This is a genomic window from Gordonia sp. UCD-TK1 (genome assembly GCF_001691435.1).
Taxonomy (GTDB): Bacteria; Actinomycetota; Actinomycetes; order Mycobacteriales; family Mycobacteriaceae; genus Gordonia; species Gordonia hongkongensis.
The window spans coordinates 165217-189669 of the sequence record NZ_LZMP01000046.1 but is presented as its reverse complement, the minus strand read 5'-3'; the positions used below and the strand labels follow the sequence as shown (position 1 = coordinate 189669).

The 24453-nt window shown below is 69.0% G+C and carries 20 protein-coding genes and 1 tRNA gene; 7 read left to right on the top strand and 14 right to left on the bottom strand.

All coding sequences use genetic code 11. From position 1 onward, the window contains the following. Nucleotides 1-21: 21 nt before the first annotated feature. The gene (metH, locus tag A9310_RS20755; protein ID WP_065632200.1) at nt 22-3612 is read right to left on the bottom strand and encodes a methionine synthase; all 3591 of its coding nucleotides are present in this window, start codon (nt 3610-3612) and stop codon (nt 22-24) included. A 51-nt stretch (nt 3613-3663) separates the two neighbouring features. On the opposite strand from metH, the gene A9310_RS20750 reads away from it, so the two are divergent. Then, nucleotides 3664-4542, top strand: coding sequence for a PAC2 family protein (locus tag A9310_RS20750; RefSeq protein WP_058250418.1), 879 nt, complete (start codon nt 3664-3666; stop codon nt 4540-4542). 28 nt (nt 4543-4570) lie between these two features. Here A9310_RS20750 and A9310_RS20745 read toward each other — a convergent pair whose 3' ends face one another. From A9310_RS20745 to A9310_RS20720, 6 genes are all read right to left on the bottom strand, one after another. Next, nucleotides 4571-4879: a hypothetical protein gene (locus A9310_RS20745; RefSeq protein WP_058250417.1), complete on the bottom strand. Its 309-nt coding sequence runs from the start codon at nt 4877-4879 to the stop codon at nt 4571-4573. 53 nt (nt 4880-4932) lie between these two features. After that, complete coding sequence (mshC, locus tag A9310_RS20740; protein ID WP_065632199.1) at nt 4933-6186, bottom strand: cysteine--1-D-myo-inosityl 2-amino-2-deoxy-alpha-D-glucopyranoside ligase; 1254 nt, start codon at nt 6184-6186, stop codon at nt 4933-4935. 66 nt (nt 6187-6252) lie between these two features. Continuing rightward, nucleotides 6253-7107 carry an SCO1664 family protein gene (locus A9310_RS20735; RefSeq protein ID WP_065632198.1) on the bottom strand — a complete coding sequence of 285 codons (855 nt, stop codon included), beginning with the start codon at nt 7105-7107 and terminating at the stop codon, nt 6253-6255. After that, nucleotides 7079-7813 carry a DUF3090 domain-containing protein gene (locus A9310_RS20730; protein WP_065632197.1) on the bottom strand — a complete coding sequence of 245 codons (735 nt, stop codon included), beginning with the start codon at nt 7811-7813 and terminating at the stop codon, nt 7079-7081. The genes A9310_RS20735 and A9310_RS20730 overlap by 29 nt, the downstream gene beginning before the upstream one ends. Nucleotides 7814-7838: 25 nt before the next feature. After that, a complete protein-coding gene (locus A9310_RS20725; RefSeq protein ID WP_065632196.1) occupies nt 7839-8600 on the bottom strand; it encodes an MSMEG_4193 family putative phosphomutase in 762 nt (253 codons plus the stop codon). Between the two features lie 67 nt (nt 8601-8667). Continuing rightward, nucleotides 8668-9510, bottom strand: coding sequence for an undecaprenyl-diphosphate phosphatase (locus A9310_RS20720; RefSeq protein WP_058250412.1), 843 nt, complete (start codon nt 9508-9510; stop codon nt 8668-8670). Nucleotides 9511-9611: 101 nt separating this feature from the next. On the opposite strand from A9310_RS20720, the gene A9310_RS20715 reads away from it, so the two are divergent. The 3 genes from A9310_RS20715 to A9310_RS20705 are packed head-to-tail and all read left to right on the top strand — an operon-like array spanning nt 9612 to nt 12202. Beyond that, entirely contained in the window at nt 9612-10691 is a 1080-nt protein-coding gene (locus A9310_RS20715; protein ID WP_065632195.1) for a hypothetical protein, read from the top strand. A gap of 33 nt (nt 10692-10724) precedes the next feature. Continuing rightward, nucleotides 10725-11072 (top strand): DUF5703 family protein, encoded by a 348-nt coding sequence (locus A9310_RS20710; protein ID WP_065632194.1) that lies wholly within the window; start codon nt 10725-10727, stop codon nt 11070-11072. Continuing rightward, nucleotides 11066-12202, top strand: a complete 1137-nt coding sequence (locus A9310_RS20705) for a quinone-dependent dihydroorotate dehydrogenase (RefSeq protein WP_065632193.1) — start codon at nt 11066-11068, stop codon at nt 12200-12202. The genes A9310_RS20710 and A9310_RS20705 overlap by 7 nt, the downstream gene beginning before the upstream one ends. A 53-nt stretch (nt 12203-12255) precedes the next feature. Here A9310_RS20705 and A9310_RS20700 read toward each other — a convergent pair whose 3' ends face one another. Both A9310_RS20700 and A9310_RS20695 read right to left on the bottom strand, forming a co-directional pair. Then, nucleotides 12256-12801 (bottom strand): YbhB/YbcL family Raf kinase inhibitor-like protein, encoded by a 546-nt coding sequence (locus A9310_RS20700; RefSeq protein ID WP_065632231.1) that lies wholly within the window; start codon nt 12799-12801, stop codon nt 12256-12258. A 106-nt stretch (nt 12802-12907) separates the two neighbouring features. Continuing rightward, the gene (locus tag A9310_RS20695; RefSeq protein WP_065632192.1) at nt 12908-14242 is read right to left on the bottom strand and encodes a M20/M25/M40 family metallo-hydrolase; all 1335 of its coding nucleotides are present in this window, start codon (nt 14240-14242) and stop codon (nt 12908-12910) included. A gap of 120 nt (nt 14243-14362) precedes the next feature. Between A9310_RS20695 and A9310_RS20690 the strand changes: the two genes are divergently transcribed. Next, nucleotides 14363-14451 (top strand) — tRNA-Leu (locus A9310_RS20690). Nucleotides 14452-14517: 66 nt separating this feature from the next. On the opposite strand, the gene A9310_RS20685 is transcribed toward A9310_RS20690, so the two are convergent. Together A9310_RS20685 and A9310_RS20680 are read right to left on the bottom strand one after the other, a co-directional pair. Then, nucleotides 14518-15447: a mechanosensitive ion channel family protein gene (locus A9310_RS20685; RefSeq protein ID WP_065632191.1), complete on the bottom strand. Its 930-nt coding sequence runs from the start codon at nt 15445-15447 to the stop codon at nt 14518-14520. 93 nt (nt 15448-15540) lie between these two features. Continuing rightward, nucleotides 15541-16803 (bottom strand): M23 family metallopeptidase, encoded by a 1263-nt coding sequence (locus A9310_RS20680; protein WP_065632190.1) that lies wholly within the window; start codon nt 16801-16803, stop codon nt 15541-15543. A 112-nt stretch (nt 16804-16915) separates the two neighbouring features. Here A9310_RS20680 and A9310_RS20675 point away from each other — a divergent pair, with 112 nt between their 5' ends. Then, complete coding sequence (locus A9310_RS20675; protein ID WP_065632230.1) at nt 16916-17986, top strand: nucleoside hydrolase; 1071 nt, start codon at nt 16916-16918, stop codon at nt 17984-17986. Between the two features lie 4 nt (nt 17987-17990). Continuing rightward, nucleotides 17991-18941, top strand: coding sequence for an LLM class F420-dependent oxidoreductase (locus tag A9310_RS20670; RefSeq protein ID WP_065632189.1), 951 nt, complete (start codon nt 17991-17993; stop codon nt 18939-18941). Between the two features lie 156 nt (nt 18942-19097). Here the strand turns inward: A9310_RS20670 and meaB are convergent, their stop codons facing one another. The 3 genes from meaB to A9310_RS20655 are packed head-to-tail and all read right to left on the bottom strand — an operon-like array spanning nt 19098 to nt 24330. Continuing rightward, a complete protein-coding gene (gene meaB / locus A9310_RS20665) occupies nt 19098-20111 on the bottom strand; it encodes a methylmalonyl Co-A mutase-associated GTPase MeaB (RefSeq protein WP_065632188.1) in 1014 nt (337 codons plus the stop codon). Then, nucleotides 20111-22387 (bottom strand): methylmalonyl-CoA mutase, encoded by a 2277-nt coding sequence (gene scpA / locus A9310_RS20660; protein WP_065632187.1) that lies wholly within the window; start codon nt 22385-22387, stop codon nt 20111-20113. The genes meaB and scpA overlap by 1 nt, the downstream gene beginning before the upstream one ends. Continuing rightward, a complete protein-coding gene (locus tag A9310_RS20655; RefSeq protein ID WP_065632186.1) occupies nt 22384-24330 on the bottom strand; it encodes a methylmalonyl-CoA mutase family protein in 1947 nt (648 codons plus the stop codon). The genes scpA and A9310_RS20655 overlap by 4 nt, the downstream gene beginning before the upstream one ends. Nucleotides 24331-24453 lie beyond the last annotated feature (123 nt).

Sequence of the window (24453 nt, the reverse complement as noted above, 5' to 3'; positions counted from 1 at the left end):
TCGATCCGGTGGCGAAGTACGTCAGGTGTTGAAGTACTTCGCCTCCGGATGGTGCAACACGAACGCGTCGGTCGACTGCTCGGGATGCAACTGCAACTCCTCGGACAGTTCGACGCCGATCCGCCCTGGCTCGAGCAACTCCATCATCTTCGCCCGGTCCTCGAGGTCGGGGCAGGCGCCGTAACCGAACGAGAAACGCGCGCCGCGGTATTCGAGGTCGAAGAAGCCCTGGGCGTTCTCCGGGTCCTCGCTGGCCATCGTGCGGTCGCCGAACGCGAGTTCGCTGCGCACCCGCTGGTGCCAGTATTCGGCGAGCGCCTCGGTCAGCTGCACGCCGATGCCGTGCACCTCGAGGTAGTCGCGGTAGGCGTTGTCGGCGAACAGCTTGTTGGCGAAGTCGGCGATCGGCTGTCCCATGGTGACGAGCTGGAACGGCAGCACGTCGACCTTGCCGGCCGCCTTCGCGTCGGCGCGGGACCGGATGAAGTCCGCGATGCACAGGAACCGCGACCGCTGCTGACGCGGGAACGTGAAGCTGAACCGCACCGGCGCATCGGGTTCCGGCTCGGTGAGCACGTGGACGGTGTCGCCGTCACTGACCGCCGGGTAGTACCCGTAGACCACCGCGGCGTGCTGCAGGATGTTCTCGGTCGACAGGCGATCGATCCAGTACCGCAGTCGCGGACGGCCCTCGGTCTCGACGAGGTCCTCATACGACGGCCCGTCACCACCGCGGGCGCCCCGAAGACCCCACTGACCCAGGAACAGCGCGCGCTCGTCGAGGAGCTGCATGTAGTCCGCGATCGGGACGCCCTTGACGATCCGCGACCCCCAGAACGGCGGGGTCGGGATCTCGTTGTCGGCGGCCACATCCGAGCGGGCCGGCACCTCGACGGGTTCCTCGGCGGCCTTGCGCTTGGCCGCGATGCGCTTCGATCGCTCATGGCGGGCCTTGCGTTCGGCGGCCTTCTCCGCCGCGGCCTTCGCCTCGTCGCTGTCCGGGTCGGGTCCCCCGCCGCGCTTGGTCGCCATGATGTCGTCCATCAGGCGCAGACCCTCGAAAGCGTCACGCGCATAGTGCACGTCGCCCTCGTAGGTCTCGGAGAGATCGTTCTCGACGTAGGAGCGGGTGAGTGCGGCGCCGCCGAGGAGGACCGGGTACTCGTCGGCGAGCCCGCGGGAGTTGATCTCCTCGAGGTTCTCCTTCATCACCACGGTCGACTTGACCAGCAGCCCGGACATCCCGATGACGTCCGCGCGCTTGTCCGCGGCGACGTCGAGGATGGTCGCGATCGGCTGTTTGATGCCGATGTTGACGACCTCGTACCCGTTGTTGGACAGGATGATGTCGACGAGGTTCTTGCCGATGTCGTGCACGTCGCCCTTGACGGTGGCGAGGACGATGCGTCCCTTGCCGTCCTCGCCGGTGGCCTCCATGTGCGGCTCGAGATGCGCCACCGCGGTCTTCATCACCTCGGCGGACTGCAGCACGAACGGCAGCTGCATCTGGCCCGAACCGAAGAGCTCGCCGACGGTCTTCATCCCGGCCAGCAGCGTGTCGTTGATGATCGTCAGCGGCGGGACCTGGGTCATCGCCTCGTCGAGGTCGTCGGTCAGACCGTTGCGCTCACCGTCGACGATCCGGCGCTCCAGGCGCTCGAACAGCGGCAGCTTCGCCAGTTCCTGGGCCCGCGACTCACGCGCCGAGGCGGCCGAGACACCCTCGAACAGCTCCATGAGCTTCTGCAGCGGGTCGTAACCCTCACGCCGCCGGTCGTAGACGAGGTCGAGGGCGACCTCGCGGTGCTCCTCCGGGATCCGGGCCATCGGCAGGATCTTCGACGCGTGCACGATCGCGGTGTCGAGGCCGGCCTGTACGCACTCGTGCAGGAAGACCGAGTTGAGCACCTGTCGCGCAGCGGGATTGAGCCCGAAGGAGATGTTCGAGATGCCCAGCGTGAAGTGCACGTCGGGGTGGGCCTCGTGCAGCCGGCGGATGGCCTCGATGGTCTCGATGCCGTCGCGTCGGACTTCTTCCTGACCCGTCGAGATCGGGAAGGTCAGCGTGTCGAGGATGATGTCTTCTTCGGCGAGTCCCCAGTTGCCGGTGATGTCGGCGATCAGCCGCTCGGCCACCCGGACCTTCCAGTCCGCGGTACGCGCCTGCCCCTCCTCGTCGATGGTGAGCGCGACGACCGCCGCCCCGTGCTCGACGACGAGCTGCATGATCTTGGTGAACCGCGAATCCGGTCCGTCGCCGTCCTCGTAGTTGACCGAGTTCACCGCGCAGCGCCCGCCCAGCGACTCCAGACCGGCTCGGATGACCTCCGGCTCGGTGGAGTCGAGCATGATCGGCAGCGTCGACGAGGTGGCTAACCGGCTGGCGAGAGCCGTCATGTCGGCGGCGCCGTCGCGACCGACGTAGTCGACGTTGAGGTCGAGCATGTGCGCGCCGTCGCGGGTCTGGTCCTTCGCGATGTCGAGGCACTTCTGGTAGTCCTCGGCGATCATCGCCTCGCGGAAGGCCTTGGAGCCGTTGGTGTTCGTGCGCTCACCGATCACCAGGAAGCTGGCGTCCTGGTCGAAGGGCACCGCGGAGTACAGCGACGACGTCTCCGACTCGTGTTCCGGGGTCCGGGTCGCCGGGGTCACCTCGGACACCGCGTCCGCGACCTGCCGGATGTGTTCGGGTGTCGTGCCGCAACAGCCGCCGACGAACTGCAGGCCGAACTCGCCCACGAACTGCGACATGGCCTGCGCGAGTTCCTCGGGCGTCAGCGGGTACTCGGCGCCGTTGGCACCGAGGACCGGCAGACCGGCATTGGGCATCACCGACACCGGGATGCGCGCGTGCTTGGAGAGGTACCGCAGGTGCTCGCTCATCTCGGCGGGACCGGTGGCGCAGTTCAGGCCGATCAGATCGATACCGAGCGGCTCCAGCGCCGTCAGCGCGGCACCGATCTCCGAGCCGAGGAGCATCGTGCCGGTCGTCTCGACCGTGACGTGGGAGATGATCGGGATCCTGCGGCCCACCCGCTCCATCGCACGGCGGGCGGCCACCACCGCCGATTTGACCTGCAGCAGATCCTGCGAGGTCTCGATCAGGATCGCGTCGGCACCGCCCTCGAGCATGCCGATGACGCATTCCAGGTAGGCGTCGCGGATGGCCGCATACGTGGTGTGGCCGAGGCTGGGCAGCTTGGTGCCCGGCCCGATCGAACCCAGGACGAAACGGTCGGTGCCGTCGGCCGAGGGACCCATCTCGTCGGCGACGCCGCGCGCGATCGTCGTTCCCTTGTACGACAGCTCCCGGATCCGGTCCGCGATGTCGTAATCGCCCAGATTCGAGAGGTTGCACCCGAAGGTGTTGGTCTCCACGGCGTCGGCGCCGGCCTCGAAGTACGCACGGTGGATGCCCTCGAGGACGTCGGGCCGGGTGTCGTTGAGGATCTCGTTGCAACCCTCGAGGCCACGGAAATCGTCGAGCGTCAGATCCGCGGCCTGCAGCATGGTGCCCATCGCCCCGTCGCCGATCAGTACCCGACGCGACATCGCCGACAGAAATGTCGTGTCGAAATCGCGTGGATCGGTTCCGGAGAAGTCAGGGGACATGGTTGACAGCGTAGTTCGCCCTCTCTGCGTGTTCGGTCGTAGGCTGGATCGGTGAACGCTGAGCAGACGTCGAACCTTCCCCAGCTGCGCAGACCCATTCTGCTCGCGGCCTTCGAGGGGTGGAACGACGCCGGGGACGCCGCCAGCAGCGCTGTCGAGCACCTGGCACTCGAATGGGACGCCCGACCCCTCGCCGACATCGACTCCGATGAATACTACGACTTCCAGGTCAATCGCCCCACCGTGAATCAGATCGACGGGGTCACGCGCCGGATCGACTGGCCGACGACGTCGATCTCGTACTGCAGCCCGCGGGGCGCCGACCGCGACATCGTGCTGGTCCGCGGCATCGAACCCAACATGCGGTGGCGGGCGTTCTGCGCCGAGATCGTCGACCTCGCGCAGGAGCTCGGTGTCGAGACCACGGTGATGCTGGGCGCGTTGCTCGCCGACACACCGCACACCCGCCCGGTGCCGGTTACCGGTGCGGCCTACAGCAGCGAGTCCGCGGCCCGGTACAACCTCGCGGAGAGTCGCTACGAGGGACCGACCGGCATCACCGGCGTGCTCCAGGATCTCTTCGTCCAGGCGGGTCTGCCGGCCGTCTCGTTCTGGGCGGCCGTCCCCCACTACGTGTCGACGCCGCCGAACCCGAAGGCCACGGTGGCGCTGCTGACCCGGGTCGAGGAGGTCCTCGACATCGAGGTGCCGCTCGGCACCCTCCCCGAGCAGGCGGAGGAATGGGAACGCGCGGTCACCGAGATGACCGAGGACGACGAGGAGATCGCCGACTACGTGCGCGGGCTCGAGGAGCGCGGGGACGCCGAGGTCGACACCGACGAGGTCATGGCGAAGATCGACGGCGACGCGCTGGCCGCGGAGTTCGAGCGGTATCTCAAGCGTCGCGGCCAGGGCCCGTTCGGACCCTGAACCAGGCGTCCGGCCGGAATCCGGGTCGTCAGCCGATCTTCTCGATGGACACCACCGGGGTGGTGATCCGCCACGTGCGGACGTCGGGATCGTCGGCGGCGCGCACCCAGAATTGCGCGGACTCCCCCAGGCGACAGGACTTCACCCCGAGCAGCGGGATGTCCTCGGAGTCGCGTCGGAGCCTGCTGACCGTCCAGTCCTCGTTCTCGGTGCCGCCGACCCCGGGGGCCCGGAGCAGCGTCATCTCGGTGAAATCCAGCAGGTAGGTCGACGTCCGGGTGACGACGGTGTACACCCCGGCGTCGGTCTCGGGTCGGATCTCTTGCACGCGCGCCACGTCAGCACTCTACCCAGACGTCGGCGCGCGGACATCCGGACGTGGGACAACGCCTATCGGACGTCGGGGACGAGCGGGATTCCCAGCAGCGCGTCGACCGCGGCCGCGAGTTCGGCGGGCGCCGTCGTCGACGAACCGATTCCGTTGCGCACATCCGCGCACCAACCGTCCACTGCGGCAAGCGCTTTAGGGGTGTCGAGGTCGTCGGCGAGATGCTGGCGGATCCGTGCGATGACCGGTTCGGCGTCGGGTCCGGTACTCGCGCCGAGCGCCGCACGCCAGCGACCGAGGCGTTCGACGGCCGTGTCCAGGACCGCGTCCGTCCACATCCGGTCACCGCGGTAGTGGTCGGCGAGCAGTGCGAGTCGGATGGCCGCGGGGTCCACGCCCTCGCGACGCAGGACCGACACGAAGACGAGATTGCCACGACTCTTCGACATCTTCTCGCCGTCGAGCCCGACCATCCCGGTGTGCACGTAGTGCCGGGCGAACCGCCGCGAACCGGTGAGGGCCTCCCCGTGGGCCGCCGAGTACTCGTGGTGCGGATAGATGAGATCGTTACCGCCGCCCTGGATGTCGAACTCGATCCCGAGCCGGTTCAGCGCGATCGCCGAACACTCGATGTGCCAGCCCGGCCGGCCCGGCCCGAACGGCGACTCCCACGACGGCTCGCCCGGACGTTCGGCGCGCCACAGGAGCGCGTCGAGCGGATCGCGTTTGCCGGGACGATCGGGATCGCCGCCGCGCTCGGCGAAGAACCGCTCCATGGTCTCGCGGTCGTACCCCGACTCGTAGCCGAACTGTTCGGTGGCATCGGTGCGGAAATAGACGTCCGGGAACTGCGCGTCGTCGACGGTGTAGGCGGCCCCGGAGGCCAGCAGCTTGCCGACGACCTCGACGACCTCGTTGACCGACTCGACCGCGCCGATGTAATCGCGCGGGGGCAGGACGCGCAGGGCGGTCATGTCGTCGCGGAACAGCTGCGTCTCCCGCGCCCCGAGATCACGCCAGTCGACGCCGTCCCGGTCCGCCCGTTCGAACAGCGGGTCGTCGACGTCGGTGACGTTCTGCACGTAATGGACCTCGTGGCCCTGATCGCGCAGGATCCGGTTGACCTGGTCGAAGGTCACATAGGTGGCGGCGTGCCCCAGGTGGGTCGCGTCGTAGGGGGTGATGCCGCACACGTACATGGTCGCGGTGGCCCCGGGGGCGACGGGACGGACCGCACGGTCGGCGGTGTCGTAGAGACGGAGGGCGGGTCCACTGCCCGGTACGGCGGGGAGTTCGAGATCGGGCCACGACTGCATGCGTCCACTGTATTGCCCACCGCGCGCAGGCCCTTCACGGCCTCGTCCGGGACGGAGCGCACTCGCTCAGAACGGCGGCCACGGGATGGGCCGGTGACCGGGCGGGTGCGGCATGGTCGCGCTCTCGGCGACCACGATCGCGCGGATCGCGAGCGACTCGATCTCGTCGGGCGTGATGTGTTCGGCGAGCTGTGCGCGCAGCGCCGAGCCGTCGGTCGCCAGGCGTTCGGCGAGTTCGGCGACATCGGCGACGAGGTGCCCGGGTACCGGTTCGCCCGCCCAGCCCCACAGCACCGTGCGCAGCTTGTCCTCCTCGTGCAGGCAGATGCCGTGGTCGATCCCGTAGACGGTGCCGTCCAGACCTTCCAGGACGTGACCGCCCTTGCGGTCGGCGTTGTTGAGGATGACGTCGAGCACCGACATGCGCTGTAACCGCGGGTCGTCGGCGTGCACCAGCACGACGGGGTCGCCGTACGGGTCGTAGGCCTGCAGGACCGCGAGGTAGCCGGTGGGTACCGCGCCCACCGGGCACAGGTCGACCAGGTCGACCCGCGGTTCGGTCTCCGGGATCGGGTGATCGGTGTTGTCGGGTGTCTCGACCCAGCGCTGCACCATCCCGGGCCCGAGCGGCCCGTCGCGGTGCACCGTGGTCGGGATCGTGTCCCACCCCAGCGCCTCCGAGATCAGATACGACGCCACTTCCCGTCCGGCGAGCGTGCCGTCGGGGAAGTCCCACAGCGGCACCTCACCGCGCACCGGTTTGTACACACAGCGCACCGAGGTCCGGTCGTCGAGCACCGCATCGCACACGAGCGTCGCGTTGCTGGCCGAGGGGATCCGGCCGAGGATGGTGAGTTCGCCGTCGCGGAGGACGTGGTCGACCGCGGGCTCGTCAGTCACGTGCGGAAGAGCCGGCGTCACCGGGCTCGTCGGGGTCGTCCGGGTCACCGGACGGCGGGGTGTCCCCCGCCTGACCGAAGGGGTCGTCATCAACCGCCAGGCCCGGATCATTCTGTGCGGCAAGGCTGTTGAAGACATCGGGGTCGATGAAGTCGAGGGATTTGCTCAACTCCGCGGCCCGTTTGTACCCGTTGGTCCGGATACACAGGTGACCTTCGGGATCGAGCGGTTCGCTGCACAGCGGGCACGGCTGTCGTCCCGCTGATATCACCCTCGACGAACGGGCGGCGAACTCACGGGCCGCCGCGGTCGTCAGGAAGACCCGCACCGCGTCCGGGCCCTCGTCGGTGTCGTCGAGGACCACGCTCTCGTCGAACTCCCCCTCGGTGATGGCGAGCAACTCGACCACCACCGCCTCGGATTCGGCGTCCCAGCCGAGACCCATGGTGCCGACCCGGAACTCGGCGTCGACCGGCATCACCAGCGGACTCAGGTCACCGACCCGGTCGGTCTCCGGCGGGATCGGCGTGCCGAAGCGTCGGTGGATCTCGTCGAGCAGGGCACCGATCCGGTCGGCGAGGATCTGGACCTGCTGCTTCTCCAGCATCACGCTGATGATGCGGGCCTCGTGGACCGCCTGGAGGTAGAACGTGCGGTCACCGGGCTGCCCGATCGTGCCCGCCACGAAGCGGTCCGGGCTCCGGAACACGTGAATCGCTCGAGACATCACACCTCCTTCGTCGTCTGGTTCATTATCCCGATGTCGCCGGGATCGTCGCGGCACCGTTGGCGGACGGCGCGACATCCGCGCCCGTGTCGCCGCCCACCACCGCGTCGTCGGACGGTCGCTGCCCGTCCTGCGCCGGCGGCGGGGGCTTCGGGATGGACAGCAACTCGGTCGCATTCACCGTATGGACATACGGACGCGACGGCGTGTAGCGGATCACGCTGATCGACGCCGGTTCGACGACGATGCGCTGGAAGGCGTCGAGGTGGCTGCCCATGGCGTCGGCGATGATCGACTTGATCACGTCACCGTGCGAGCAGGCGATCCACACCCCCGAACCGTCCGGGCCGCCGTGGACGCGGTCCAGTTCGCGGATGGCGCGTACGGCCCGTGCCTGCACATCGGCGAGTCCCTCCCCGTCGGGGAAGATCGCGGCCGACGGCTGCCGCTGCACGACCTTCCACAGCGGTTCGGTCAACAATTCCGAGATCGGACGCCCGGTCCACCCGCCGTAGTCGACCTCGGCGAGATCGTCGACGACGATCTCGGGTGGCGCCTGCCCGTCCCCGGCCAGCGCCGCCAGCAATGGCTGGACGGTCTCGGCGCACCGATCGAGCGGCGAACGCGCCACCGCGCGAATGGACCCGAGATGGTCGCCGAGACGACGAACCAGATCATCGGCCTGGGCGCGCCCGCGGTCGTCGAGGTGGACGCCGGCGCTGCGACCGGCGAGCACCCCTGAGGTGTTCGCCGTCGAACGGCCGTGCCGGAGAAGGATCACGGTCATCCCACAACCATAGGCACCGGCCCGGCGGGACCGCACGGCGCGACCGCCCGGCGCCGCGGCCGTGGCATCAGGTCGCCGAGACGACGCCGGTCGACAACAGGATGATCAGCGTGACGCCCAGCACGATGCGATAGGCGCCGAACCAGTTCATGGAGTGCGCGCTGACGAACTTGAGCAGCCAGGCGATCGCGGCATAACCGACGACGAACGCGACCAGCGTCGCGACGAGCAGCTGGGGCCCGCTGGCCTCCATGCCCTCCCCGCTCGGGTTGAACGCGTCCGGGAGGCTGAACAGGCCGGATGCGGTGACCGCGGGGATGGCCAGCAGGAACGAGAAGCGGAAGGCGGCTTCGCGTTCGAGTCCGAGGAACAGGCCGGCACTCGCGGTCGCACCGGAGCGCGACACGCCCGGGATCAGCGCCAGACATTGGGCGCCACCCATCACGAGGCCGTCCCGCAGGGTGAGCTGTTCGAGGTTCCGCTGCTTCTGCCCGTAGCGCTCGGCCAGCCAGAACACGCCGGCGAACACGATCAGCATGATGGCGACGAGCCACAGATTGCGTCCGGTGGTGCGGATCTCGTCCTTGAACAGGAAACCGATCAGGCCGATCGGGATGGTCGCGAAGATCACGTACCAGCCGATCCGGTAGTCGACGTTCCGCTCGTCGGCATGACGGAGCCCGCGGAACCACGCGGTGATGATGCGGACGATGTCGCGGGCGAAGAAGACGAGGACCGCGGCCTCGGTGCCGAGCTGCGTGACCGCGGTGAAGGAGGCCCCGGCGTCCTCGCCGAACATCAGTTCGGAGGCGATCCGGAGATGCCCGGACGACGAGATCGGCAGGAACTCGGTGAGGCCCTGCAACGCCCCGAGGACGATCGACTGGGTCCACGTCATGGTGTCGGTCACGGCGCCCGATGCTACTTGGGACCGCCGCAGCCGACCCGACACGACGACACGGCCCCGACCCGCCTGAGCGGCGCGCGGAAGCGGTCGCGCAAGATGGGGACATGCTCTTCCCGCGACCTTCACGCCCAAGTCACCAGCCCCACACGGGCGTGTCGCGGCTACGGGGTCCGATCGCGGCCACGGCGGCACTGGTCATCGGTGTGGGCATGATCACCGCGTGCGGCTCCGACGACGGCACCCCCGACGTACCGACCGTCGTGCCCGCGACCGCGCCGGAGGCGCCGGCGAATTCGACGACGGCTCCCGCGGGCACCGTCGCGCCCGCCCCGGCCGAGGCGCGTGCGCTCGCCGCGTCGGGTGGCAGCGTCGCCGTCCTCTCGGCCGACGGCAACCAGATCCTCCGATACGACGCCGGGGCGCCGACGACCCCGCCGCAGACGATCGCGGTCCCGGGCCTCACCGCCCTGGCCGCCGGCGACGACGGCGAGTTCGTCGGCGCGGGCCCGGGTGCGCTCGTCGTCGTCGATGCCGACGGACGGGTCCGCACGGGCGACCTCGAGTCCGACCAGCCGACGGCGATCGCCCGGACCACGGCCGGGCTGCTCGTCGTCGGCACGGCCGATGGACGAGTCCTCGTGTACGACAACGATTTCGCGAAGAAGCACGACGTCGATCGCTTCGTACGGGTGGACTCGGTGACGGCCGCGCCCGAGTCTGCGGAAGGCCTCGACGGCCAGGTCGTCGTCCTGGATCGGGCGCAGTCGTCGGTGACCCCCGTCGACCCCGAATCCGGTGAACTGGGGCCGGCGCTGCGTGCGGGCAACGGGGCCACCAACTCGACCGTCGACGAGTTCGGACGCGTGCTGGTCGCCAACACCCGTGACGGCGAGATCCTCGGCTTCTTCGGATCACCGCTGGTGATGCGCTTTCGCTACCCGGTGGCCGGCGGACCGTACGCCGTAGACTACGACGACACCCGAGACCTGCTCTGGGTCTCGACGACCGGCGACAACGAGGTGGTGGCATTTGACCTGGCAGACGGTGAACCCACCGAGGTCCGGCGGTTCGCTTCGGTCGTACAGCCCGACCGCATCGTGGTCGACGGATCGGGCACCGTCTACGTGCTCTCGGCGCGGAACGGCGGACTCCAGGTGGTTCCCGACGACGGGCGGGCCGAATGAACCCCGGCGCCGGGAGCGAAGCGAGCGGGCCGAATGAATCCTGACCGGCGTCCGCACGCTCGTAGTGCGCGTACTGCTGCGCGCCTCGGTTCGCGCCATCCCGACGGGTGGGAGGTCACCTCGGAGGATGTCGAGTGCATCCTGCTGCGTCTTCCCCCTGACGTCACCCGGGTGACCGCCTCGATGCGGTTGGCCCTCGAGGCGGAGTTCGGCGGTTGGGAGCTGTCCCGGGTGCGGCTCTACTCCGACGGAACCCGCAAGGTGCTGCTCAAACGGCGCCGGCCGCCGCGAGGTTCACGCGGGCCCGACACCGCCGACCCGACCGGCGACCGGTCCACCGGATTCGACGACAACGACCCACGGAGCGCCCGCGCATGCTGATGTCCCGCAGCACCACCCGAGTACTTCCCGTGCTCAACCGGTGGTGCTATCCCCTAGTGCGCTCGATCATGTTCCGCGTCGATCCGGAGCGAATCCATCACATCGTGTTCTCGGTGCTGCGCGTCGTCGGGCGGTTTTCGCCGTTGGCGTTCCTGACCGCGAGGCTGTTGGCCCGGCATGATCCGATCCTGCGGACGCGGGTGTTCGGCGTCGACTTCCCCGCCCCGATCGGTCTGGCGGCCGGGTTCGACAAGACGGCCGGCGCGGTGAACACCTGGGGTCAGCTCGGCTTCGGGTTCGCCGAGATCGGCACGATCACCGGCCAGGGGCAGCCCGGGAATCCGACGCCGCGATTGTTCCGGCTGCCCGCGGACCGTGCGCTGATCAATCGGATGGGCTTCAACAATCCCGGTGCCGAGGTGGCCGCACAGCACCTGACCGAGGTACGACGGGGGCCGGTGTCGGTCCCCATCGGAGCCAACATCGGCAAGACCAAGGTCGTCCCGGTCGAGGACGCCATCGACGACTACCGGCGTTCGGCGGAACTGCTCGGACCGCTCGCGGATTTCGTCGTGGTCAACGTGAGTTCGCCGAACACCCCGGGACTGCGTGATCTGCAGGCCGTCGACTCACTGCGGCCCATCCTGGCCGCGGTACTCGCCGCCGTGGACGTCCCGGTGCTGGTGAAGATCGCCCCCGACCTCGTCGACGACGACGTCGACGCCGTGGCGGACCTGGCCGTGGAGCTCGGCCTGGCCGGGATCGTCGCCACCAACACCACGATCGGCCGCGAGGGTCTGCGCACCGCGTCGCACGAGGTCGACGAGATCGGTGCCGGTGGGCTGTCCGGGCCGCCGGTCGCCGCTCGGTCGCTGACGGTGCTGCGTCGCCTCTACGACCGCGTCGGCGGACGTATCGCGCTCGTCAGCGTGGGCGGCATCGAGACCGTCGACCAGGCCTGGGAGCGGATCTGCGCCGGTGCCGACCTGTTGCAGGTCTACACCGGCTTCATCTACGGCGGCCCGGTGTGGCTCGCCGAACTCCATGCCGGACTCGCCCGGCGCGCCCGGGACGGTGGCTTCGCCTCGATCTCCGACGCGGTCGGTTGCGCGGCCCGCAACCAGCCCTGACGGCCACCGATCGCCCGGTACGCAGGGCACCGGGCGATCGGCCGAGCGAGAACTCAGACGTTCTCGGCTGGTTGCTCGTAGGTGCCGACGAGGGTCGCCCGCGCGATCGCATGCGAGAACAGGTTGAAACCCAGGTAGGCCGGTGTCGCGTTCTCCGGCAGCCCGAGCGATTCGGTGTCCACGGCGTGCACGACGACGAAATAGCGGTGCGGGCCGTGTCCGGGGGGCGGCGCGGCACCGATGTAGCGGCGTAGCGAAGCGTCGTTGGTGAGAGTGACCGCGCCGTCGGGGAGCCCGGACCCGTCGTCGTCGCCGGCGCCCTCGGGCAGGCTCGTGACCGAGGCGGGGATGTCGGCGACGGCCCAGTGCCAGAACCCGGCGGCGGTCGGAGCGTCGGGGTCGTAAACGGTGACGGCGAAACTCTTGGTCTCGGCGGGGAATCCGGACCAGCTCAGCTGCGGGGAGAGGTCCTCGCCACCCGCACCCATGATCCCGCTCACCTGCCCGTTGGCGAGTGCGGCCCCGTCGGTGAAGCTCTCCGAGGTCAGGGTGAAACCGGGAAGGCTCGGCAGCGGGGAGTACGGGTCGAATGACGACATGTGTTCACCTTTCTCACGTTTCGCGCGTCGGAAGAGTGCCGGTCGCCCTCCGAACCGGTTCGCCCGGATCGGCGGGAAGGCCGTGCCGCCCACTGTAGTGATGTGCTCAGCTGTGCCGCAGAAAGTGCTCGAAGACCTTGGTGCCGAACAGAACCGAATCGACGGGCACGCGCTCGTCGACGCCGTGGAACAGGGCCGCGAAGTCGAGTTCGGGCGGCAACCGCAACGGCGCGAACCCGAAGCACCGGATGCCCAGCTTCGCGAACGCCTTGGCGTCGGTGCCGCCGGAGAGCATGTACGGCACCGTCTTTCCTTGCGGATCGTGCTCGAGGACGGCGGCGTTCATCGCATCCACCAGGTCGCCGTCGAAGGTCGTCTCGTAGGAATCGAGATGGGTGATCCACTCCCGCCGCACGTTGGGGCCGATGAGTTCGTCGATCTCCTTCTCGAACGCGGCCTGCCGCCCGGGGAGCACGCGGCAGTCGATGACCGCCTCGGCCTTCTGCGGGATGACGTTGGCCTTGTAGCCGGCCTTGAGCATCGTGGGATTGGCGGTGTCACGCAGGGTCGCGCCGATGATCCGCGCGAGGTTGCCCAGCTTGAACAGCGACGTCTCCAGGTCGGGGGCCTCGGGACTCAGGTCCAGGCCCGTCTCCGCACTGACCTCGGCCAGGAACTGGCTGACCGATTCCGTCATCACCAGGGGGAACGTGTGCCGACCGATCCGGGCGACCGCTTCGGCGACCTCGGTGACGGCGTTCTCCTCATGCAGGAACGATCCGTGCCCGGCCCGCGCCTCGGCGGTGAGCCGCATCCACGCGAGCCCCTTCTCGGCCGTCTCGACCAGATAGAGACGTTTCTGCGTGCCGTCGGGCCGGTCGACGGTGAGCGAGAAGCCGCCGACCTCGCCGACGGCCTCGGTGATGCCCTCGAACAGGTCGGGCCGGTTCTCGACGAGCCAGTGGGCGCCCCACGCCCCGCCGGCCTCTTCGTCGGCGAGGAACGCGAACACCAGCTCCCGGGGCGGCACGGTGCCGTCTCGTTTGAACTGACGCGCGAGCGCCAGGGCCATTCCGGCCATGTCCTTCATGTCGACCGCGCCGCGGCCCCAGATGTAGCCGTCCTTGATGGCACCGGAGAACGGGTGAACGCTCCAGTCGGCCGGTTCGGCGGGCACGACGTCGAGGTGGGCGTGGATCAGCAGCGCGCCGCGATCGGAGTCGGGCGGACCGGCGAGGCGCGCGAACACATTGCCGCGGCCGGGACGGCCGGACTCGACGTACTGCGTGGTGTAGCCCACCTCCTCGAGCTGCTGGGCCACCCACTTGGCGCACTCCTCCTCGCCCTTGGTGGTCTCGGGCTCGCCCGTGTTGGAGGTGTCGAAACGGATCAATTGGCTGACCAGATCGACCACTTCGTCGGTCGCAGACTGTGAAGACACCCCTCACTCCTACGGGATTTGGGATACACGGGCAACCTCGGTTAGGGTTATCCCGCTGCAGCGAGACGGGGTCGAGAGACCACCGGCGGGAGATCGCCGGACGCTCACCGCGGCACGCAGGTCCGAGTGGCGGAATGGCAGACGCGCTAGCTTGAGGTGCTAGTGTCCTATTAACGGACGTGGGGGTTCAAGTCCCCCCTCGGACACCAGAACAACGAGAAGAACCCCGGCTCACCGCCGGGGTTCTTCTCGTTGTGCCGCAGGCGATCTCCGCGTCAGGGTGCGACCGAGTCCGCGAGCGCCGCCCACGCCCGCGAGTACGGCAGATCGATCGAGTTCTCCACGAAGGCCCGCAGGATCGCCCGACGCAGTCGCCGCTGCACCGCCCACTGGCCGTTCGGTTTGGTCTTCACCGTCAGACGCAGGACGACCTGATCCGACGACACCTCCTGGACGCCGAGCATCTCGATCTGGCCGAGGATGTCGGTCGAGTCCTCCTCCACCGCGGTGCGGGCCGCCTCGTCGGCCACCTGCTGCGCCTTGTCGATGTCGGCGCCGGGCGCCACCGGGACGTCGACGCGCGCGACCGCGAACTCCTGGCTCATGTTGCCCACGCGGGCGATCTCGCCGTTGCGGACGTACCAGAGAGTGCCGTCGATGTCGCGCAGGGTGGTGACGCGCAGCCCCACCGATTCGACCTCGCCCACGGCCTCGCCGAGATCGACGATGTCACCCACGCCGTACTGGTCCTCGAGCAGCATGAAGACGCCGGTCACGAAGTCGCGCACCAGGTTCTGCGCACCGAAACCGATGGCGAGGCCGACGATGCCGGCCGAGGCGATGAACGGCGCGATGTTGACGCCGAGGACGCTCAGGACCGACAGCACCACCCAGACGAGCAGCACGATCGACACCGTCGACTTGAGCACCGACCCGATCGTCGCGGCCCGCTGTGCACGGCGTGCGGCGATCTGGGCGTTGCGCTCGGTGGAGGCCGACTTCGACCGCAGTCCGCGCATGAGAGCGGAGCCGCGGCCCGGCTCCCCGCCGGCGGTCCGTGGCCGGGTGGCGCGGTCGATGGCACGGTGGATCACGAAGCGGACGATCAACGCCACGGCCACGTAGGCGACGATGCGAGCGGGATTCTCGATCAGCCATTCGCGGTTCGTTTCCGTCCATTCGAAGGCAGAGTCCTGAATCGACATGGGTCCGACCGTACGGATGATGAGATCGTTGTCCAGTCGTGACCGACCCCGTGTTGGGTGCCGGTTGGGAGGTGGTGACGCCGGAAACCGTTGTCAGCCTGCGGTGAACGTGACGATGTTCTGATCGAGGATCATCTGCTTCTCGTGTGTGCTCTCCGTCACGCCGGGGGCGAGCCGCAACGGCACCCCGGTGGCCTCCGAGGCGTCGAACGCCGCGGTGTCGACCACCCGGCCGGTGATCGTGAACTCCTCGGTCACGCTGGGCACACCCTGCGAGCCGAGGAACTCCGGCCCGTTCATGACGTGGACGTGCAGGTGCGGCGCCACCGAGTTCCCGGTGTTGCCGACCTTGCCGATGACCTCACCCCGGCGCACCCGGTCGCCAGGGGCGAAGCGGACCGACCCGGGTTGCATGTGCGCATAGTTCACGTAGAAGCCGTCGCCGATGTCGAGGACGAGGTTGTTGCCGTCGGCGTCGCCGATGGCGAGATCCGGCGGGAACGTCCCCGGTGTCTGCTCCGGCAGGTCGTTGCGGCTGGCGACCACCGTGCCGTCGGCGACGGCGAGCACGTCATCGCCGAAGATCCGGTAGCTCGCCGGATTCTTCGCGTCGCCGACGAAGATCCGACCATCAGCACCGGCCTGCTCCCAGTCCACCGCGTACCGCTGGGCGAGGACCGGTGATCCGTTCAGTGGGAGAAGCGCGCGTGTGTGCCGGACGGCGTCGCAGCACGCGTCGGCGGCGATGTAGTGCTCACCGAGCAGGGGTGGTCCCAGGACCGGGACGGTCGAATCGCCCACCGTGACGGGCGCGAGGCGTTCGTCGACATCCCGCATACCCGGTCGCGCCGCGTCGGCACGCACGGAGATCTCGTGGATCAGCTGCTTCGGCGCATTCCCGGAGAAGGTCACGTGGAGGAAGAGGACGCCGTTCTGTCCCGGCGCCAGCACGTCGGAGTACCCCTCGGGTGCGCCCGGACCGGGCGGCACCGACGGGGCGCCGGTGGGCTTGAGCCGGTCGCGGACCCCGTTGTCGTCGAGTGTGAGCAGCGGTTCGCGGTCGGTGGTGGCGTCGAGCACCTCGACTCCGGCGACCGTCACCGGTGTGCGCCCGTAGTTGGTCAGCGAGATCTCATAGACGAGGTGGTTGTCGCCGTCGGAACCGGCGAACGGTGTCGGCGCGAACATCACCGACCCGACCACCGGTGTGACGACGGGAGCCGACGGCGTACCGCTAGCGCCGGCCGAACCACTCGTCGAGGAAGCCTCGGGCTCGGCGCTGTTCGCGCCGCACGCGCTCACCAGGAGGACCGCACCGGCACCCAGGGCGGCCAGCGTGTGTCGTGTCGGGGCCATCGGTTCCTCCGGGGCTCATCGGGCCGACGACGGTCCGCCCCGGCTGCCGTGAGCCTAGGGTCCCGACGGGGTGGTGGACCCGCGTTCGCAGCGGACCCGGCACAATTGTGCGGTGACCCAGCGCCTGTTCTTCGACTGCGACACCGGCATCGACGACTCACTCGCGCTGATCTATCTGCTCGCGCGCACCGACGTCGACCTCGTCGGAGTGGCCTCCACGGCCGGCAATGTGCCCGTCGATGTCGTGACGGCCAACAATCTCTCGTGGCTGGAGCTGTGCGGACGCTCCGAGGTGCCCGTCCACACCGGCCCGGCCACTCCCCTCGTCGCCGCGCTGATGACCACCGAGGACACCCACGGTCCGCTGGGCGTCGGACACGCCGAACTGCCGGCCCCGACCACGACGCCGAGCCATCTCGACGCCGCCGACGCCTGGATCGAGGCGTCGCAGGCGCACTCCGGCGAACTCGTCGGCCTGGTGACCGGCCCCCTCACGTCCCTGGCGACCGCGATCCGACGCGACCCGGACCTGCCGGCGCGCCTGCGGCGCCTGGTCATCATGGGCGGCGCCTTCCACACCCACGGCAACACGACGCCCACCTCGGAGTGGAATGTGGCCGTCGACCCGGAAGCAGCGGCCGAGGTGTTCACCGCCTTCGGCACCGCGGGCGCCCCGGAACCGATCGTCTGCGCGCTCGACCTCACCGAGTCGGTCGTCCTGACACCCGATCACGTGGTCCGACTCGCCGCCGCGGCCGGCAGCACGCCCGTCGAGTGCCCGGACCCGACCGACGAACGCGGACTCCGTTCGGTCGCCGACAACGAGATCATCCGGCATCTCGTCGACGCCCTGCGGTTCTATTTCGAGTTCCACGACGATCACGACGAGGGTTACATCGCCCACCTGCACGACCCGTTCGCCGCACTGGTCGCGCTGGCCCCCGACACGGTCGAGACCCGCCCGGCGCGCGTCGACGTCGAACTCGCCGGGACGCTGACGCGGGGCATGACCGTGGCCGACGAACGCGCGATGACCGCGCCCGGACCCAACGCCCGCATCGCGACCTCCACCGACATCGACGCCGTGTTCGACGAATTGATCGAGACGATCGGCGCGTTCGCGCGCAGTCGCGCACCCGAAATCGTCGGCACCGCGCCGGAGGAGTCCACCGGACTACTCTGAACGGGTGACTCGACTCGGTTACCAGATCCCGAACTTCACCTACCCCGGCGTCGCCGCAGACCAGTTGTTCCCCACCGTGGTCGCGCAGGCGCAAGAAGCCGAGAACTCCGGTTTCGACACCGTCTTCGTGATGGACCACTTCTATCAGTTGCCGATGCTCGGTGAGCCCGACGATCCGATGATCGAGTGCTACACCCTGCTCGCGGCACTCGCCCAGCACACCTCGAAGGTCCGTCTGTCGTCGCTCGTCACCGGCAACACCTACCGCAACCCGACGCTGCTCGCGAAGACGGTCACGGCTCTCGACGTGGTGTCGGGTGGTCGGGCCCAGCTCGGCATCGGTGCGGGATGGTATGAGCTGGAACATGATTCGCTCGGGTACGAGTTCGGGACGTTCACCGACCGGTTCGAGCGCCTCGAGGAGGCGCTGCAGATCATCCTCGGCATGCTCGCCGGCGAGGCACCCAGCCTCGACGGTGACCGCTATCGGGTCACCAAGGCTCTCAATGTGCCTGCGCCGCTGTCGAAGATCCCGGTGATGATCGGCGGCGGCGGCGAGCGCAAGACGTTGCGGATGGTCGCGCAGTACGCCGACGAATCGAACCTGCTGTGCACACCCGCCGACATTCCCCGCAAACTCGACGCCCTCGCCGAACACTGCGAACGACTCGGCCGGGACCGCTCGGAGATCACCGTGACCGTGCAGACGTCGGCCTGCGTGGCGCCGACCGCCGCCGAGGCGACCGCGGAGCTGGAGGCCTACCTGGAGCGCACACCGGCGGCCGAGTCACGCCGCGGATCGACGATCGTCGGGGATCCCGACGAGGTGGCCGCCCGGTACGCCGAACTGCTCGCGACCGGTGTCGACGGTGTCACGGTGAACGCTCCCGCCAACGGCCACGTGCCGGGGCGGGTCTCGCTACTCGGCGAGACGCTGGCACCGCTCATCGGCTGATCCCTCCCCCTCMTCCGAAGAACCGCACAAGCACTGGTCCCTGAGGTGCGAGGAGCGATAGCGACGAGCCACGAAGGGCCTGGTGGGCACCTTGCGAGCCCTTCGTGGCTCGCTTCGCTCACACCTCAGGGAGCAGGAGTAGGTCGTTCTTGCGGTTTAGGGAGCAGAGTGAGAGCGCTCGTCGAACGCGTCCACGATCCGTTGCGCGGCGAGTGCCGGGGTCAGCGACCCGTCCCGCAGTTGCTGCTCCACGTCGCCGCGGATCCCGCGCACGGCGGGTGAGTCACCGAGCCGGGACAGCACGATGTCGTTGACCATCGCCCAGGTCCAGTCGATCTGTTGCTGGTTGCGGCGGGCGGTGAACTCTCCTGCCGCGGTGAGTGTCTCGTTGTGGCGTACCACGGTCTTCCAGAACTCGTCGACGCCGGTGTTCTCGATCGCGCTCATCGTCAGCACCGGCGGCATCCACAGCGCGTCGTGCGGATAGATCAGCTTCAGCGCGTTCTTCAACTCGCGTGCCGCGCTCTTCGCCTCGTTGAGGTGTTTGCCGTCGGCCTTGTTCACCACGACCACGTCGGCGAGTTCGAGGACACCTTTCTTGATGCCCTGCAACGAATCCCCGGTGCGGGCCAGGGTGAGGAACGTGAACGTGTCGACCATGTTCGCGACCGTCACCTCGGACTGCCCGACGCCCACCGTCTCGACGAGCACGACGTCGAAGCCGGCCGCCTCGACGAGCACGATGCTCTCGCGGGTGGCCTTGGCCACGCCGCCGAGCGTGCCCGACGTCGGCGATGGCCGGATGTAGGCGTTCTCGGCCGTCGACAGCCGGCCCATTCGGGTCTTGTCGCCGAGGATCGAGCCCCGCGTGCGCGTCGAACTGGGGTCGACGGCGAGCACCGCCACCTTGTGGCCCAGCTCCAGCAGGTGCATACCGAGCGCCTCGATCGTCGTCGACTTGCCCACGCCGGGGACGCCGGTGATGCCGACGCGGAACGACTTGCCCGCGTGCGGCGTCAGCTTCAGCAACAGCTCCTGGGCGGCGGCCCGGTGATCGGCGCGCTTGGACTCGACGAGCGTGATCGCACGCGCCAGATCGGCGCGGCGATCGGCCAGGACAGCGTCGGCCAGCGCGTCGACGTCGATGGGACGTCGCGGTTGGACCGCCATCAGTTCGCGGTCGCCCCGGGCAGTTCCAGGCCGAGGGTGTCGGCGAGCTTGCCGATGAGTTCCACGGCCGAGTCGGCGATGACCGATCCGGGCGGGAAGATCGCGGCGGCGCCGGCCTCGTACAGTTCGGCGAAGTCGCCGGGCGGGATCACGCCGCCGACGACCACCATGATGTCCTCGCGGCCGACCTCGCGCAGCGCCTCCCGCAGGGCCGGGACCAGCGTCAGGTGCCCGGCGGCCAGCGACGACACACCCACCACGTGCACGTCGTTGTCGGCGGCCTGCGCGGCCACCTCCTCCGGCGTGGCGAACAGCGGGCCCACGTCGACGTCGAAGCCGAGGTCGGCGAACGCGGTCGCGATCACCTTCTGGCCGCGGTCGTGACCGTCCTGGCCCATCTTCGCGACCAGGACACGCGGCTGGCGGCCCTCCGCCTCGGCGAACTGGCGCACGGCCTCGATGGCCGCGTCGATGTTGCTCACCTCGCCCGCCTCATGTCGGTACACCCCGCTGATCGTCTTGATCTCCGCCTGATGGCGACCATAGACCTTCTCGAGTGCCTCGGAGATCTCACCGACCGTCGCCTGGTGCCGTGCTGCCTCGATGGCCAGGGCCATCAGGTTGTTCTCCAGGCCACCCTCCGACGACGCGGCGGCGCGGGTGAGATCGGCCAGGGCCGCCTCGACCGCAGCCGAATCGCGTTGTCCGCGAAGCCGGTCCAGCTTCTCGAGCTGCTCGGCGCGCACCTTCGAGTTCTCGACCTTGAGGACCTCGATCTCCTCGTCGTCGGCGACCTGGTACTTGTTCACGCCCACCAACGGCTGCTGGCCGGAGTCGATACGCGCCTGGGTGCGCGCCGCGGCCTCCTCGATGCGCAGCTTCGGCAGGCCCTCGTTGATGGCCTGCGTCATGCCGCCGGCCTCTTCGACCTCGCGGATGTGCTTGCGCGCCTTCTGCGCCAGCTGATGCGTGAGCCACTCGACGTAGTTCGAACCGGCCCACGGATCGATCGGACGGGTGGTGCCCGACTCCTGCTGCAGGAGCAGCTGGGTGTTGCGCGCGATGCGGGCCGAGAAGTCGGTCGGCAGCGCGATGGCCTCGTCGAGGGCGTTGGTGTGCAGCGACTGGGTGTGACCCTGCGTGGCGGCCATCGCCTCGACGCAGGTGCGGGCCACGTTGTTGAACACGTCCTGGGCGGTCAGCGACCAGCCCGAGGTCTGCGAATGTGTGCGCAGCGACAGCGATTTCGCGTTCTTCGGATCGAACTCGGCGACGAGCTCACTCCACAGCAGACGCGCCGCACGCAGCTTCGCGACCTCCATGAAGAAGTTCATGCCGATGCCCCAGAAGAACGACAGTCGCGGGGCGAACTTGTCGATGTCCAGGCCGGCCTCGAGTCCGGCGCGGATGTACTCGACGCCGTCGGCGAGCGTGTAGGCCAGCTCCAGATCGGCCGTCGCCCCGGCCTCCTGGATGTGATAGCCGGAGATCGAGATCGAGTTGAACTTCGGCATCTTCTGGCTGGTGTACTCGAAGATGTTGGAGATGATCCGCATCGACGGCTTCGGCGGATAAATGTAGGTGTTGCGGACCATGAACTCTTTGAGGATGTCGTTCTGAATGGTCCCGGCCAGTTTCTCCGGCGGCACACCCTGCTCCTCGGCGGCCACGACGTACAGCGCGAGGATCGGCAGCACCGCGCCGTTCATCGTCATCGACACCGACACGCTGCCGAGGTCGATCCCGTCGAAGAGCTGACGCATGTCGAGGATCGAGTCGATCGCCACACCGGCCATGCCGACGTCACCGGCGACGCGCGGATGGTCGGAGTCGTAGCCGCGGTGGGTCGCGAGGTCGAATGCGACCGACAGTCCCTTCTGGCCGGCCGCGAGGTTGCGGCGGTAGAAGGCGTTGGATTCGGCCGCGGTCGAGAAGCCGGCGTACTGGCGGATGGTCCACGGCTGGTTGACGTACATCGTCGGGTACGGGCCCCGGATGAACGGTGCGGCACCGGGAACGGAATCGAGCGGGTACGGATGTTCGGCATCGTCGAGGACGGCGTCGCGCTCGGCGCGCGTGTACACCGGCGTGACGTCGATCTGCTCCGGGGTGCTCCAGGTGACCTGGTCCACCGAGTATCCGTGCGCCGAGGCGAGTTCCTCGGCGACCGCGGCCGCGGCACCATCAGCGGTCGTCGCACCGGTGTCGTCCGATGTCAGACCGATTCCGGCGAAGTTCGGAATCGTCTGTGTCAGATCGGGTTCGGTCTGGGTCATGCCGTTGCTCCCGCCGTCTTCGGGGATGTCGAGACCAGCTGGTCGAGAAGGTCGCCGAGGGTGCTCACCGCATCGATGCCGACGCGCAGCGAACCGTCGGGACGATCGTCGCCCTCGGGCCATTCCTTGTCCGGTCCGGCGAGGAGCACTGTCGACAGACCGGCCGCGCGAGCGGCCGCGAGTGCGGCGGGCCCCTCTTCGGCATAGCGCGCCTTGGTTCCGCAGAGGACCGCGATCGGGGTGTTCGCCCCGGCCACCGCGTCGCCGACCTTGTCCGCGGTCAGCGGACCGGGGTTGACGACGGTGATGCCGCCGGCACCCAGGAAGTTCGCGACGAAGGTGGTGCGGCCGTTGTGTTCGGCGACGCTGCCGAGCGGGATGAGCAGGATCGACGGCCGTGCACCGTGCTCGGCGAGCACGACATCGGACCGGTCCCGCAGTTCCTCGAAGGCGCGTCCGATCCGCGCGAGGCGCGGCGTACCGGTGACAACGTCGGTGACCGCGGAAGCCGGGGCCCCCGTCGTCTCCGACAGTGCGCGCTCGTCGATGTTGGGGAACTCGTTGACGCCGGTGACCGAGATGCGGCGATGCGCGACCTCGGTGTCGCGGCGAGCGAGGGAGGCGTCGACCTTCTCGGCGATCCAGCCCGTGTCGAGCGCGACACGGTAACCGCCGGCGGCCTCGACCTCGGTGAACACCGTCCAGGCGTTCGTGGCGAGATCGTCGGTCAGGGACTCGACGAACCACGAGCCGCCGGCCGGATCGAGGACGCGTCCGATGTTGGACTCCTCGAGCAGCAGCAGCTGGGTGTTACGGGCGATGCGTCGCGAGAAGGACGCGCTCGAGGTGCGCTTGTCCGCCGGGATGGTCGCGTCGTAGCCCAGGACGGTCAGCTGGTCGGCGCCGCCGACCCCGGCGCCGAATGCCGCGATGGTGCTGCGCAGCATGTTGACCCACGGGTCCCGCTGGGAGTACATCGACAGATCGGTCACGCCGTGGGTCAGCGCTCCGCCGACCTCGGGTGCGCCGACGACCTCGGCCACCCGAGCCCAGATCTTGCGCAGCGCACGGAATTTCGCGATCGTGGCGAATTGGTCGTCGTCGGCGGAGACGCCGAAGGTGATCTGACGCAGCGCGGCCTCGGGTAAGAGGCCGGCCGCGGTGAGATCACGGAGGTGGGCGACCGCGGCCGCCACCGTGAGTGCGAGTTCGAGGCCGTTGTCGGCACCGGCGGTGGCGAAGTCGCTGCCGTCCACCCGGAAGGTACGGACCCCGTCGGGCAGCCCGGATGCGGCGAGGGCCGTGGCCTCGTCGGGATCGACGGTCGCCCGGCCCGAGAACGCGGCCGTCAGCGGCGACAGGCCGAAGGAGTGGACGGTGGCCGCCGTCGGAGCGGCGGCGACCGGAGCGGCCTGGGCCTTTTCCTTCAGGCCGAGCAGTTCGCGGGCCGCCGCGATACCCTCGGTGCCCGCATCGAGGGTCACCGGCACCAGATCGAGGTAGACGCCGCGCAGCGCCGTCGCGAGGTCGGCAACCCCCAGCCCGTCACCGGGCCTGCTCACCGAGAGCCAGAGACCGCTCGTCCCGTTGGCCATCGCCTCCAGGATGAGCTCGTTGAGGTCCGCCGCCGGCGTCGCGTCGTCGCCGAACCGTTCCGTGACGCGCCAGCCGGTGGTGACGTCACGCGCGGGGTCGGCGCCGCGGACGAACGGGAAGCGACCGGGGACACCGGGCTCGGCGAGTTCGTCGCGACGTGTGTAGAGCGGCCGGATGGTCAGCCCGTCGGCGGTGTCGGTCGAGAGCAGCGCCTCGGGTGTGTCGGGCAGCTCGTCGACGTCGACGCGTCGCGACTTCGCCAGAACGGCCGCGGCGGCCGTCGACCACGCCTGGTAGGCGTCGTCGAGTTCTGACTCGGGTTTGGGCTGGTCAGTTTGCTGTGGCATGTGGGGAAGCACACCTCCGTGAATGCACTGTGATGAGCGCGTACACGACACTAGCCGATCGCTCGCTCGGCTCGGCGTCGAGGTCGGCGTGACGTGGCGCACTCGGGGACCCGATACACCGCT

Coding starts and splice junctions, on each gene's coding strand:
- A9310_RS20680 (WP_065632190.1), bottom strand. CDS start 16,803: ATGGCCCCGACACGACACACGCTGGCCGCCCTGGGTGCCGGTGCGGTC.
- A9310_RS20710 (WP_065632194.1), top strand. CDS start 10,725: ATGAATCCTGACCGGCGTCCGCACGCTCGTAGTGCGCGTACTGCTGCG.
- scpA (WP_065632187.1), bottom strand. CDS start 22,387: ATGACCCAGACCGAACCCGATCTGACACAGACGATTCCGAACTTCGCC.
- meaB (WP_065632188.1), bottom strand. CDS start 20,111: ATGGCGGTCCAACCGCGACGTCCCATCGACGTCGACGCGCTGGCCGAC.
- A9310_RS20685 (WP_065632191.1), bottom strand. CDS start 15,447: ATGTCGATTCAGGACTCTGCCTTCGAATGGACGGAAACGAACCGCGAA.
- A9310_RS20730 (WP_065632197.1), bottom strand. CDS start 7,813: ATGTCTCGAGCGATTCACGTGTTCCGGAGCCCGGACCGCTTCGTGGCG.
- A9310_RS20715 (WP_065632195.1), top strand. CDS start 9,612: ATGCTCTTCCCGCGACCTTCACGCCCAAGTCACCAGCCCCACACGGGC.
- A9310_RS20705 (WP_065632193.1), top strand. CDS start 11,066: ATGCTGATGTCCCGCAGCACCACCCGAGTACTTCCCGTGCTCAACCGG.
- metH (WP_065632200.1), bottom strand. CDS start 3,612: ATGTCCCCTGACTTCTCCGGAACCGATCCACGCGATTTCGACACGACA.
- mshC (WP_065632199.1), bottom strand. CDS start 6,186: ATGCAGTCGTGGCCCGATCTCGAACTCCCCGCCGTACCGGGCAGTGGA.
- A9310_RS20655 (WP_065632186.1), bottom strand. CDS start 24,330: ATGCCACAGCAAACTGACCAGCCCAAACCCGAGTCAGAACTCGACGAC.
- A9310_RS20700 (WP_065632231.1), bottom strand. CDS start 12,801: ATGTCGTCATTCGACCCGTACTCCCCGCTGCCGAGCCTTCCCGGTTTC.
- A9310_RS20725 (WP_065632196.1), bottom strand. CDS start 8,600: ATGACCGTGATCCTTCTCCGGCACGGCCGTTCGACGGCGAACACCTCA.